Source organism: Klebsiella sp. BDA134-6 (assembly GCF_015601345.1).
Classification (GTDB): domain Bacteria; phylum Pseudomonadota; class Gammaproteobacteria; order Enterobacterales; family Enterobacteriaceae; genus Klebsiella; species Klebsiella grimontii.
Map to the genome: position 1 here is coordinate 3,632,938 of NZ_CP064784.1, position 12,756 is coordinate 3,645,693.

Sequence of the window (12,756 nt, forward strand, 5' to 3'; positions counted from 1 at the left end):
CATGGCGGACAGCGCCCTCGAACTTGACGATTTCCTTTCGCGTTTTCAGCTCCTGCGCCCGCAGCCGACGCGCCACGCGCTCAACCAGCGTCAGGCGGCGGTGCTGGTACCGATTGTGCGCCGCCCGCAGCCGGGGCTGCTGCTGACCCAGCGTTCGCCGCTGATGCGCAAGCACGCGGGTCAGGTCGCCTTCCCCGGCGGCGCGGTGGATAACAGCGATGCGACCCTGATCGCCGCCGCGCTGCGCGAGGCCCACGAAGAGGTGGCGATCCCGCCGGAGTCGGTCGAGGTGATCGGCGTTCTGCCCCCGGTCGATAGCGTAACCGGTTTTCAGGTCACCCCGGTAGTGGGCATTATTCCGCCTGACCTGCACTATCACGCCAGCCAGGATGAAGTCGCCGCGGTCTTCGAAATGCCGCTGGCCGAAGCGCTGCGCCTGGGACGCTACCACCCGCTGGATATCCATCGCCGCGGCAATTCGCATCGCGTCTGGCTATCCTGGTATCAGCATTATTTTGTCTGGGGAATGACCGCCGGCATTATCCGTGAACTGGCGCTACAGATAGGCTCCCGCCCTTAGCTATACTAAAACTGAGACGGCGTTCTCAGCATTAGTAAATCCATGGTTACCCATTAGTTTAATTCATGTGAATACTTAAGCTGATGGCCCGGTTCCCTCTTACACTATGCGCAGTTATTGCATCGTTGCCGCACCCGCGGCAACCCTGTCAGGAGTGTTAGCGTGATTAGTATATTCGACATGTTCAAGGTGGGGATCGGTCCCTCATCTTCCCATACTGTAGGCCCGATGAAGGCCGGTAAACAGTTCGTCGATGACCTGGTCGAAAAGGGATTGCTTAATGAAGTGACTCGCCTGGCGGTTGACGTCTACGGCTCACTGTCATTAACAGGCAAAGGCCACCACACGGATATCGCCATTATTATGGGGCTGGCGGGCAATCAGCCCGATACGGTCGATATCGACGCGATTCCGGCGTTTATCCGCGACGTTGAAGAGCGCGGACGCCTGCTGCTGGCCCAAGGGCAACATGAAGTCGACTTCCCGAAAAATGACGGCATGCGTTTTCGTAGCGACAACCTGCCGCTGCATGAAAACGGCATGACCATTCACGCCTGGGCTGGCGAGAAAGAGATCTACAGTAAAACGTATTATTCTATTGGCGGCGGTTTTATCGTCGATGAAGAACATTTCGGCAAAGAGAGCGCCAGCGAACTCGCCGTTCCGTATCCGTTTAAATCCGCTCAGGAGATGCTGGGCTACTGCAAACAGACCGGCATGTCGCTCTCCGGCATGGTGATGCAGAATGAGCTGGCGCTGCACAGCAAAAAAGAGATTGAAGACTATTTTGCCAATATCTGGCAGACCATGCGCGCCTGTATCGATCGTGGGATGAATACCGAAGGGGTCCTGCCTGGTCCGCTGCGCGTTCCTCGTCGCGCCTCGGCGCTGCGGCGGATGCTGGTTGCCAGCGATAAGCTCTCTAACGACCCGATGAACGTGGTGGACTGGGTCAATATGTTTGCGCTGGCGGTCAACGAAGAAAACGCCGCCGGTGGCCGGGTGGTGACGGCCCCCACCAACGGCGCCTGCGGCATCGTTCCGGCGGTGCTGGCCTACTATGACCACTTTATCGAGCCCGTCAGTCCGGATATCTATATTCGTTATTTCCTGGCTTCAGGGGCTATTGGCACGCTGTACAAAATGAACGCTTCCATTTCCGGCGCGGAAGTGGGCTGTCAGGGCGAAGTGGGCGTAGCCTGCTCAATGGCGGCCGCGGGCCTGGCTGAAATCCTTGGCGCCAGCCCGGAGCAGGTCTGCGTGGCGGCGGAAATCGGCATGGAACACAATCTGGGACTGACCTGCGACCCGGTGGCCGGACAGGTACAGGTTCCGTGCATTGAACGCAACGCGATTGCCTCCGTCAAAGCGATTAACGCCAGCCGAATGGCAATGCGCCGCACCAGCGAGCCGCGCGTCTCACTGGATAAGGTTATTGAGACCATGTATGAAACCGGTAAAGACATGAACGCCAAATACCGGGAAACGTCGCGCGGCGGCCTGGCTATCAAAGTTCAGTGCGACTAAACATTACTCAACAGAATGCGCCTAAGGGCGCATTCTCCTTTTTCCGCTCTATATTATTATCTGCGCCCTCTACACTTGCTCTATAACGGCTGTTACTCTCATTAACACTTTTAGCCGACAGGGCGTCGCGCATGCAGACTGCACAAAAAGTCATCACAACCTATCGCCGGAAACGCATTCTGGTTTGCCTGCTGGTCGCACTACTGACGCTGACAACAACCTTAGTAATACGATTTATTTCGCAGCGTAGCTTAAATCAGCAACGCGTTCAGATGAGCACCAACAAGATGGTGGCCGCTATGGATAATATCCTGCGGCCTCTGGCGGCCCAGCACGTTGCGCTACTGCATCTAGTCAATCAGCCTTGTCAGGACGTCCACCTCACGTTACGTAAGCTGGCGGCATCGCTGCAAACGGTGCGTTCAATTGCGCTGGTCCAGTCGAACCTGCTGTACTGCTCGAGTATTTTTGGCCAACGCAATATTCCAATACACCAGCTACAGCCGGCATTACCAACCCATCATCCCCTGCTCATCTTCAGCTACGACTCCTCGCTGCTCAAAGGGACGCCGGTACTTATCCAGTGGTATCCCGCGTCGCTTAGCGGCGCTGACGGCGTGCTGCTGGTGATCAACATTGAGCTGCTGGGCGAGTTAATTTTCAACGCAAAATCAGCGCTAATCAGCGGAATTGGCCTTAGCGTAGGCGAAAAAAGCTTTATTAGCGGTTCAGGGCTGAGTAAACAGGAAGCCCTACCGGGCGAGCAAATCATCTACCGCCAGCCGTCGACCGAGTTTCCCTTTACCATTAGCGTCAGCGGGCCAGGAGCCTCGGCGGTCGCCCTTAATGAACTACCGGCCGAGCTTCCGCTGGCGCTGGTAATCAGCCTGTTAATGACCGGCATCGCCTGGCTGGCGACCGCCGGAAGAATGAGCTTTTCCCGCGAAATTAATCTCGGCATTGCCGCGCACGAGTTCGCCCTCTGGTGTCAGCCCCAGCAGAACTTACGCACCCGACAATGCTGTGGCGTGGAAATTTTGCTGCGATGGAATAATCCGCGCAGAGGGACTATCTCACCAGATGTTTTTATACCCATCGCGGAAAGATATAATTTGATTGTCCCCCTGACCCGCTATGTCATTTCGCAAACAGCGCACAAATTATCCCTCTTCCCTCAGGACAAACATTTTCACATCAGCATTAACGTCGCCGCCCGCCATTTTGCCAACGGCGAGCTGCTGCGCGATCTGCATCACTACTGGTTTAGCGCCCATCCCATACAGCAACTGATCGTTGAGCTCACCGAACGTGACGTACTGCAGGATGGCGACCACCATATGGCCGAGCATCTTCATTTCAAAGGCGTCCAGCTGGCTATCGATGATTTCGGTACCGGCAACAGCTCCCTTTCGTGGCTGGAAAAGCTGCGCCCTGATGTCCTGAAAATTGATAAATCGTTTACCAGCGCAATTGGGATTGATAGCGTTAATGCGACGGTGACCGACATGATCATTGCTCTCGCCCATCGTCTGAAAATTGTTACCGTCGCGGAAGGCGTCGAGACCCAGGATCAGGAAGAGTATCTGCGCGGCAACGGCGTTGATTTATTGCAGGGGTTTTATTACGCCCGGCCGATGCCGGTAGAGGACTTTCCGCAGTGGCTGGCGGCGGAAAAGCGGCGGGAAATGAACGCCTAAAAATGCCCGCCGGCATGAGGCCGGCGGGCATCAACGTTACTCTTCTTCGTCGTTGTACTGACGCAGCTTGACAACGCGCACCAGATCGACACGGTAGTCGTTGGCTTCAATGATGGTGAACTGCAGAGGCGACAGTTCAAGCACGTCGCCCGGACGAGGAATATGGCCGTTGACGGCAATCACCAGGCCGGCAACCGTGGCGATATCTTCGTCCTCATCGACCAGATCGTCTACGCCCAACGCCTGCTGCAACGCATGCACGTCGGTTGAACCTTTCACCAGCCAGCCATCGCCATCGATGACAATTTCCGGCGTTTCGTCGGCGTCCGGGAACTCACCGGCAATCGCCTCCAGTACGTCCAGCGGCGTAACCAGCCCCTGCACCACGCCAAACTCGTTAGTGACGATGACAAAGCTACCGCGGGCGCGGCGCAGCACGCCGAGCAGGTTGATAGGGTCCAACGTTTCCGGGACCACAATCGCCGGCGAGGCGGAAGCCAGCGCGGCAACGTTGTCACCCGCCTCCAGCGCCACCAGCATCTCTTTTGCCCGTACGATACCGATGATTTCATCCAGCTCGCCGCGACAGACCGGGAACAGGCTGTGCGGGGAAGAGAGCAGCTGGCGGCGAATTTCATCTTCGCTTTGCTCTGCGTTCACCCAGCTAATTTCCCCGCGTGGGGTCATAATACTGCGCAACGAACGCTGGGCCAGGGTCAGTACGCCATTAATCATATAGCGCTCTTCTTCCGCAAACGCGCCTTCCGGTATTGGCACCACGGACGAGCTGTCGCTATCGTGCGCCGGGGCGCTCTGCTTCCGCCCGCCCATCAGGCGCAGGATCGCATCGGCAGTACGCGCGCGCAGAGGCAGGGTCGATTGATGGCGAATAAAGTTACGGCGCGCAACCTGGTTAAAGAACTCGATGGTTATCGAGAAGCCAATCGCGGCGTACAGGTAACCTTTCGGTATATGGAAACCAAATCCTTCCGCCACCAGGCTCAGGCCGATCATCAGCAGGAAGCTCAGGCAGAGCACCACCACCGTCGGATGCTGGTTGACAAAATTAGTCAACGGCTTCGAGGCCAGCAGCATCACCGCCATCGCAATCACAACCGCCGCCATCATCACCGGCAGGTGGTTAACCATCCCGACCGCAGTAATCACGGCATCCAGCGAGAACACGGCGTCAAGTACGACGATTTGCAGTACCACCACCCAGAAACTGGCATATCCTTTACCATGACCGGAGTCATGCTGGCGGTTCTCCAGCCGTTCATGCAGTTCGGTGGTCGCCTTAAACAGCAAGAATATCCCGCCGAGCAGCATAATAAGATCGCGCCCGGAGAACGAGAAATCGGCAACGCTGAAAAGCGGTTTCGTCAGGGTCACCATCCACGAAATGACCGACAGTAGCCCCAGACGCATAAACAGCGCCAGCGAAAGGCCGATCAGGCGCGCCTTATCGCGCTGCTTTGGCGGCAGCTTGTCGGCAAGGATGGCGATAAACACCAGGTTGTCGATACCCAGTACGATTTCAAGGACGACAAGCGTCAGCAAACCGGCCCAAATAGAGGGATCCATTAAGAATTCCATGAGCAGCTCCAGTTAACGACAGGCATAGTCATCGCTGTGTCATGCACAGACGAGACACTTGTTGCTGGTGAAAAGACGTAGCAGGTGACTGCGGCACGCGCGTGCCGGAAGGTGAAATGACGTCGGTGACGGTCCATATAGCGGGCTATGCCCTATACTCCTGAGTAATTAAACGGAACGTAAACATAGCAAAATATAGAGCATTATTGGAAAAAATTTACCTGTCTTTGCAATAGTTAAGGCTATTTTTTGCGCTGCAAAATAATTAGCACCCGATGCATAATTAGCGGAGCTTCATCACATTAATTATTTTTTCACTGTCTAAAATAATTCGCTGTAGTAATTACTTTATATCTTACACCCTTACTGAATCGATTTTGTTCGCAAGAGTGATTCAGGATGTATCACAACAGATGATGCATTCACGATTATAAAGGAGGTAGCAAGTGACGATTGCTATTGTAATAGGCACACATGGTTGGGCTGCAGAACAGCTGTTAAAAACGGCAGAAATGCTGCTGGGCGAACAGGAAAACGTTGGCTGGATCGATTTCGTTCCTGGCGAAAACGCAGAAACGTTAATCGAGAAGTACAACGCTCAGTTGGCAAAGCTGGATACGGCTAAAGGCGTGTTATTTCTCGTCGATACATGGGGAGGCAGCCCGTTTAACGCGGCCAGCCGTATTGTCGTCGATAAAGAACATTATGAAGTCATCGCGGGCGTCAATATCCCGATGCTGGTCGAAACGCTGATGGCGCGCGACGACAACCCCTCGTTTGATGAACTGGTCGCCCTGGCGGTGGAAACCGGTCGTGAAGGCGTGAAGGCACTGAAAGCGAAGCCGGTGGAAAAGGCCGCCCCTGCTCCGGTTCAGGCTGCGGCACCGAAAGCGGCAGCGCCATTGAAGCCAATGGGTCCAAACGACTACATGGTTATTGGGCTGGCGCGTATCGATGACCGTTTAATTCACGGCCAGGTCGCCACTCGCTGGACCAAAGAGACCAACGTTTCGCGCATTATCGTCGTCAGCGACGAAGTGGCGGCGGATACCGTGCGTAAAACGCTGCTGACCCAGGTTGCTCCTCCGGGCGTTACCGCCCACGTAGTAGACGTGGCGAAAATGATTCGTGTCTATAACAACCCCAAATACGCAGGCGAGCGCATTATGCTGCTGTTCACTAACCCAACGGACGTTGAACGTGTTGTTGAAGGCGGTGTGAAAATCACCAGCGTCAACATCGGCGGCATGGCTTTCCGTCAGGGCAAAACGCAGGTGAATAACGCCATTTCGGTCGATGAGAAAGATATTGAAGCGTTCAAGAAGTTGAACGCCCGCGGTATCGAACTGGAAGCCCGCAAAGTTTCCACCGACCAGAAACTGAAAATGATGGATCTGATCGGCAAGGTGAAATAAGCCTCTCTGCGGATCGCAACTCAATTTTCAACTTAAGACTTAATCAACAGGAGAAGTACAATGGAGATTACCCTTCTTCAGATTGTGCTGGTGTTCATCGTCGCGTGTATTGCGGGTATGGAGTCGGTACTTGATGAATTTCAGTTCCACCGTCCTCTGGTGGCCTGTACGCTGATTGGCGCCGTTCTCGGGGATATGAAAACCGGTATTATCATCGGTGGTACCCTGGAAATGATCGCCCTGGGGTGGATGAACATCGGCGCCGCCGTTGCGCCTGATGCCGCGCTTGCATCCATCATCTCAACCGTTCTGGTTATCGCGGGCCACCAAAGCATCGGTGCCGGTATCGCGCTGGCAATTCCGCTGGCGGCAGCGGGCCAGGTGCTGACCATTATCGTCCGTACCATTACCGTTGCTTTCCAGCACGCTGCGGATAAAGCGGCGGAAAATGGCAACCTGACGGCCATCTCCTGGCTGCACGTTTCGTCACTGTTCCTGCAGGCGATGCGTATCGCTATTCCTGCGGTTATCGTGGCGATTTCCGTCGGTACCAGCGAAGTACAAGGTCTGCTGAACGCCATTCCTGAAGTGGTTACCGGCGGTCTGAACATCGCGGGTGGCATGATCGTGGTAGTGGGTTATGCGATGGTCATCAATATGATGCGCGCCGGCTACCTGATGCCGTTCTTCTACCTTGGCTTTGTTACCGCCGCGTTCACCGATTTCAACCTGGTTGCTCTGGGTGTGATTGGTACGGTAATGGCTGTCCTCTACATTCAGCTGAGCCCGAAATATAACCGCGTCGCGGGTGCGCCTGCGCAGGCTGCTGGTAATAACGATCTCGACAACGAACTGGACTAACAGGTGAGCGAAATGGTTGATATGACTAAAAATACCACCGAGAAAAAACTCACTCAGAGTGATATTCGTGGCGTGTTCATTCGTTCTAACCTGTTCCAGGGTTCATGGAACTTCGAACGTATGCAGGCGCTGGGCTTCTGCTTCTCCATGGTACCGGCTATTCGTCGCCTGTATCCGGAGAACAACGATGCGCGCAAACAGGCGATTAAGCGTCACCTTGAGTTCTTTAACACCCATCCCTACGTTGCGGCTCCGGTTCTCGGCGTAACGCTGGCGATGGAAGAGCAGCGTGCTAACGGCGCAGAAATCGACGATGGCGCCATCAACGGTATCAAAGTTGGTCTGATGGGCCCGCTGGCCGGCGTAGGCGACCCGATCTTCTGGGGTACCGTTCGTCCGGTATTCGCCGCACTGGGCGCAGGTATCGCCATGAGCGGAAGCCTGCTCGGCCCTCTGCTGTTCTTTATCCTGTTTAACGCGGTGCGTCTGCTGACCCGCTATTACGGCGTCGCTTACGGTTACCGTAAAGGTATCGACATCGTTAAAGATATGGGCGGCGGTTTCCTGCAGAAACTGACCGAGGGGGCGTCAATTCTCGGCCTGTTTGTCATGGGGGCGCTGGTTAACAAGTGGACGCACGTGAACATCCCGCTGGTGGTTTCCACCATCACCGGTCAGGATGGCCAGACTCGCGTCACTACCGTGCAGACGATCCTTGACCAGCTGATGCCGGGCCTGGTACCGCTGCTGCTGACCTTCGCTTGTATGTGGCTGCTGCGTAAGAAAGTTAACGCCCTGTGGATCATCGTGGGCTTCTTCGTCATCGGTATCGCCGGCTACGCTGTCGGACTGCTGGGTCAGTAATCAACACGTTGTGCGCCGGGGGCTTGCCCCCGGCTTTTTTATTTGGAGGATGGATGACAATCACGGACCTGGTGTTAATCCTGTTTATTCTCGTTTTGCTCGCGTTTGCGGTTTACGACCAGTTCATCATGCCGCGCCGTAATGGCCCAGTTTTACTGGCTATCCCCCTGCTCCGCCGCAACCGCGTCGATGGCATTATCTTCGTCGGCCTCATAGCTATCCTGATTTATAACAATATTGCCAACCACGGCGAACTTATCACCACCTGGTTATTATCTGCCCTGGCCTTAATGGGGTTATATCTGTTCTGGATCCGCTCACCCAAAATCATTTTCAAGCAGCAGGGCTTTTTTTTCGCCAATATCTGGATCGAATATAAGCGTATTAAAGAGATGAATTTATCGGAAGATGGCGTACTGGTCATGCAATTAGAACAACGGCGCCTGCTTATTCGCGTACGAAATATCGACGATCTGGAAAGGATATACAAACTTCTCGTTTCCACTCAATAGCTTAAAAATATAGCCAACGCTATATTTACCCCTTCCCCCACGTCTGGAATATAGCCACGGCTATATTCCAGATGTTCACTTCAACGATATTTATTAACTAATCATTTACCTATAAATTGAAATGAAAATCGTTATCATTTGATTGGAAAAATAACCGCGTCCTGTTATTGTTTTATATTCTAAAATTATGTTAAGGTTGCGCCCGTCGTTGGGGAGTAGCCAATTTTCTGCCTGGCAGAAAATGTCCGTGTCAACATACTCGTTGCAAAACGTGGCACGTGCGGGTTGAAGCAGAACGTATTCAATCAGGCGAGACCATAGACGCATCACTGCTGTACGCAGCACTTTATCATTAGGTGTGCTGCGTATTTTTACTGGGGGCAGCGATGTGTCATATGGATTATCCCCGGTCAGGACGCTCTCATGAATGTATCCGCTACAATTCTTCTTGCCTTCGGCATGTCCATGGACGCCTTTGCGGCCTCTATTGGAAAAGGCGCGACCCTCCATAAACCTAAATTTTCTGAAGCCCTGCGGACGGGTCTGATCTTTGGCGCTATCGAAACGCTCACCCCGCTTGTCGGCTGGGGTTTGGGGATGCTCGCCAGCCAGTTCGTACTCGAATGGAACCACTGGATTGCCTTTGTGCTGCTGGTTTTTCTCGGCGGTCGAATGGTTATCGAAGGGTTACGCGGCGGCGATAGCGATGAGTGCGAAGCTCCGCGCCGTCATGGTTTTTGGCTACTGGTGACCACCGCTTTCGCCACCAGCCTGGATGCGATGGCCGTCGGCGTTGGCCTGGCGTTCCTGCAGGTCAATATTATCGCCACCGCGCTGGCTATCGGCTGCGCCACGTTGATGATGTCGACGCTGGGCATAATGGTAGGACGTTTTATCGGCCCGCTGCTCGGCAAACGGGCGGAAATCCTTGGCGGTATCGTGCTGATCGGCATTGGCGCCCAGATCCTCTGGAGCCATTTCGCTGGCTAATCCTCAGGCATCGCGCTGCCAGCAGTGAATAGCAAAATCGGTCTGGCAGTCAAACAGCGCCTGCTGGCGCAGCGCTTCCCTCACCGGCGGCTTCGCCCGCCACGCAAACGGCGTCATTTGCAGTAAAGCTTCCGCCTCGCTGCCGTTAAGCTGCATCGGATAGGCCAACTGCTGCTGGTGACGTAACGTAAATCCTTCCATCTCTTCCCTGCTCTGCTCATGCAAGCGCACGTCGTCGTAGATCAACCCTTTCAGCTCCATAAGGTGGCGAGGTCCCGGCGTCGCGGTGATAACCCAGCCGCCGGGCCTGACAACGCGCGCCAGTTCAAGGGCATTACAGGGAGCATAAATACGTACTATCGCATCCAGGCTCGCGTTCTCAAACGGCAGACGCTGGCTGGAAGCGACGCAAAAGCTGACCTGCGGATAACGTTTTGCCGCCGCGCGGATAGCCGATTTCGACACATCCAGGCCCCAGCTATGGGCCGCGATGGCGGCAAAAGCGTGCGTGTAGTAGCCTTCTCCGCAGCCAATATCCAATAAATCCGTCGGCGCGAAGGTTTGCAGATAAGCGCAGATAGCTTCGCGAAGCGGCTGATAATGCCCCGCATCAAGGAACGCGCGCCTGGCCTGCATCATTTCAGCGCTGTCGCCCGGATCGCGGGAGCGCTTAAACTGCACAGGCAGCAAATTGACGTACCCTTCCTTCGCCAGATCGAACTGATGCCGCTGCGGGCAGATATAGCTATTATCGCGGCGCTCAAGCGGCGCGTGGCAAAGGGGGCAACTGTAAGACATGACAACTCCGGTGTGCTGAAAGGGCGAAAGTGTAGCGCTATTCGCCCCTCCAGGCCACCGTTACAGCGCAGGCGACGGGGCTCCGTCACGATGCATCACGATAAGATTTTCCGCCCCCTGCGGCATCCCATCGGGCATGACGTTTTCCAGGCGCAGCACATCGCCCATAATCTGGCTGAATACCGGCGCCGAAACCGCTCCGCCGTAATACGAACCGTTACTGGGATCGTTCATCACTACCACCAGCGCGAATTTCGGGTTACTGGCGGGCGCAACGCCGGCGGTATAGGCAACGTACTTATCGATATATTTACCATCCGGTCCAATTTTTTTGGCGGTACCGGTTTTTACCGCCACCCGATAGTCGCGTACCGCCGCTTTGGTCCCGCCGCCGCCCGGTAAGGCGACGCTCTCCATCATATGTTCGACTTCATGCACGATTTGCTCCGGCATTACCCGAGTACCCATCACCGGCGGATCAATACGGGTTATTGATAGCGGACGCTCGATACCGTAGCTGCCGATAGTGGCATACACGTGCGCCAGCTGGAGCGGCGTGACCATCAGGCCGTAGCCGAAGGCGAATGTCGCCCGGTCCAACTGGCCCCAATAGCGGCGCTGCGGCATCAACCCGGCGCTCTCCCCGGTCAATCCCAGGCCAGTAGAGTCGCCAAAACCGAACGCTTTATAGGTATCGATAAGATGCTGAATTGGCATCGCCAGCGACAAATGTGAAACCCCGGTATCGCTGGATTTCTGCAGAATACCGGTGAGGGAGAGCTCGGGATAGTAACCCACGTCGCGAATACGGTGGCCATCGAGGACAAACGGATGAGTATCCACCACGCTATCCGGCTGAACAATGCCCTGCTGGAGCGCGGTCATCAGCACCAGCGGTTTAACCGTCGACCCCGGCTCGAAAGTATCGCTAATGGCGCGATTGCGAAAATCATCCAGCTTCGCATCATCGCGATTGTTCGGGTTGAAGTCCGGGTAGCTGGCCATCGACAGAATCTCCCCGGTATCGATTTTAATTAATACCGCCGCTCCTGATTCCGCCTTGTTCCAGCGAACAGCGTTATCCAGCGCGTCCTCTGTCACCGTTTGCAGGCGCTCATCGATACTGAGCTGTAAATTGTGGGCCGGAACCGCCGGGACTTCGGTGATATTTTCGATGACGTTGCCGTGCCGGTCTTTGCGCACCAGGCGACGCCCGGGCTGACCGGTCAACTGAACGTTAAAGCTTTTCTCAACGCCTTCAATACCCTGGTTATCGATATTGGTAAAACCCAGCAGGTTAGCGGCAACGTGCCCTGCCGGATAAAAGCGGCGCGACTCATCGCGCAGATTGATCCCCGGCAGATGAAGCTTATCAATCCACTCCGCCTGCTCCGGATTGATCTGGCGCGCCAGGTAGAGAAACCGCGCGTGAGGGTGCGCTTCGACGCGGTGGGCCAGCTCGCTAAGGTTGAGATGTAAAGCTTGCGCCATTGCTTGCCAGCGCGGACCGTAGCCGACGCCCCCCTTTTCGAGCGTGGTTTGCGGATCGACCCAGACGGCGCTCACCGGCACGCTGACCGCCAGCGGTCGGCCCTCGCGGTCGCTAATCGTGCCGCGCTGCACATCAATAGGCTCCTCGCGCAGGGATCGCATGTCCTCTTGTTTAACCAGATTGTCAGGGGAGACAATTTGTAGCCAGCCGACCCGGACCAACAGCAGTCCCATACAGCAAAGAATCGCCACGCACAACAACCCAAACCTAAGCGGGGTAAAGTTGGCGGCTGACTTGAGTTTGTTCTTTTGCACCTTAGCTCCATCATTGTTTTGCAAGCATCTGATTTAACAGAAATAGACAAAACAGGTTGCTAAACAGTGCTAATAATGGTGTTGATTTGCAACAAAGCGCAACGGAGGGT

General features: G+C 55.1%; 11 protein-coding genes. 8 read left to right on the top strand and 3 right to left on the bottom strand.

From position 1 onward, the window contains the following. The first annotated feature begins 1 nt into the window (after position 1). The 3 genes from IYV58_RS16755 (at position 2) to IYV58_RS16765 (ending at position 3,804) form a co-directional block, all read left to right on the top strand. A complete protein-coding gene (locus tag IYV58_RS16755) occupies positions 2–580 on the top strand; it encodes a CoA pyrophosphatase (RefSeq protein ID WP_004121986.1) in 579 nt (192 codons plus the stop codon). 162 nt (positions 581–742) lie between these two features. Then, entirely contained in the window at positions 743–2,107 is a 1,365-nt protein-coding gene (sdaA, locus tag IYV58_RS16760) for an L-serine ammonia-lyase (RefSeq protein ID WP_004121987.1), read from the top strand. 131 nt (positions 2,108–2,238) lie between these two features. Further along, positions 2,239–3,804, top strand: coding sequence for an EAL domain-containing protein (locus IYV58_RS16765; RefSeq protein ID WP_195729150.1), 1,566 nt, complete (start codon positions 2,239–2,241; stop codon positions 3,802–3,804). 36 nt (positions 3,805–3,840) lie between these two features. On the opposite strand, the gene yoaE is transcribed toward IYV58_RS16765, so the two are convergent. Next, complete coding sequence (yoaE, locus tag IYV58_RS16770; protein WP_004121989.1) at positions 3,841–5,400, bottom strand: CNNM family cation transport protein YoaE; 1,560 nt, start codon at positions 5,398–5,400, stop codon at positions 3,841–3,843. A 446-nt stretch (positions 5,401–5,846) separates the two neighbouring features. Here yoaE and manX point away from each other — a divergent pair, with 446 nt between their 5' ends. The 5 genes from manX to mntP all read left to right on the top strand — a co-directional run bounded on the left by manX (position 5,847) and on the right by mntP (position 10,042). Continuing rightward, positions 5,847–6,815: a PTS mannose transporter subunit IIAB gene (gene manX / locus IYV58_RS16775; protein ID WP_004138485.1), complete on the top strand. Its 969-nt coding sequence runs from the start codon at positions 5,847–5,849 to the stop codon at positions 6,813–6,815. A gap of 60 nt (positions 6,816–6,875) precedes the next feature. Continuing rightward, entirely contained in the window at positions 6,876–7,676 is an 801-nt protein-coding gene (gene manY / locus IYV58_RS16780; protein WP_004121991.1) for a PTS mannose transporter subunit IIC, read from the top strand. Between the two features lie 12 nt (positions 7,677–7,688). Further along, positions 7,689–8,540 (top strand): PTS mannose transporter subunit IID, encoded by an 852-nt coding sequence (locus IYV58_RS16785; RefSeq protein ID WP_004103307.1) that lies wholly within the window; start codon positions 7,689–7,691, stop codon positions 8,538–8,540. A 53-nt stretch (positions 8,541–8,593) separates the two neighbouring features. Next, positions 8,594–9,052 (top strand): DUF986 family protein, encoded by a 459-nt coding sequence (locus IYV58_RS16790; protein WP_004121992.1) that lies wholly within the window; start codon positions 8,594–8,596, stop codon positions 9,050–9,052. Positions 9,053–9,475: 423 nt separating this feature from the next. Next, positions 9,476–10,042 carry a manganese efflux pump MntP gene (gene mntP, locus IYV58_RS16795; RefSeq protein ID WP_004121993.1) on the top strand — a complete coding sequence of 189 codons (567 nt, stop codon included), beginning with the start codon at positions 9,476–9,478 and terminating at the stop codon, positions 10,040–10,042. A 3-nt stretch (positions 10,043–10,045) separates the two neighbouring features. Here the strand turns inward: mntP and rlmA are convergent, their stop codons facing one another. Continuing rightward, the gene (gene rlmA / locus IYV58_RS16800) at positions 10,046–10,840 is read right to left on the bottom strand and encodes a 23S rRNA (guanine(745)-N(1))-methyltransferase (protein ID WP_004121994.1); all 795 of its coding nucleotides are present in this window, start codon (positions 10,838–10,840) and stop codon (positions 10,046–10,048) included. A gap of 60 nt (positions 10,841–10,900) precedes the next feature. Beyond that, complete coding sequence (gene ftsI, locus IYV58_RS16805; RefSeq protein ID WP_004121995.1) at positions 10,901–12,646, bottom strand: peptidoglycan glycosyltransferase FtsI; 1,746 nt, start codon at positions 12,644–12,646, stop codon at positions 10,901–10,903. Positions 12,647–12,756: the final 110 nt, after the last annotated feature.

Coding starts and splice junctions, on each gene's coding strand:
- IYV58_RS16755 (WP_004121986.1), top strand. CDS start 2: ATGGCGGACAGCGCCCTCGAACTTGACGATTTCCTTTCGCGTTTTCAG.
- IYV58_RS16765 (WP_195729150.1), top strand. CDS start 2,239: ATGCAGACTGCACAAAAAGTCATCACAACCTATCGCCGGAAACGCATT.
- yoaE (WP_004121989.1), bottom strand. CDS start 5,400: ATGGAATTCTTAATGGATCCCTCTATTTGGGCCGGTTTGCTGACGCTT.
- manY (WP_004121991.1), top strand. CDS start 6,876: ATGGAGATTACCCTTCTTCAGATTGTGCTGGTGTTCATCGTCGCGTGT.
- IYV58_RS16785 (WP_004103307.1), top strand. CDS start 7,689: ATGGTTGATATGACTAAAAATACCACCGAGAAAAAACTCACTCAGAGT.
- IYV58_RS16790 (WP_004121992.1), top strand. CDS start 8,594: ATGACAATCACGGACCTGGTGTTAATCCTGTTTATTCTCGTTTTGCTC.
- mntP (WP_004121993.1), top strand. CDS start 9,476: ATGAATGTATCCGCTACAATTCTTCTTGCCTTCGGCATGTCCATGGAC.
- rlmA (WP_004121994.1), bottom strand. CDS start 10,840: ATGTCTTACAGTTGCCCCCTTTGCCACGCGCCGCTTGAGCGCCGCGAT.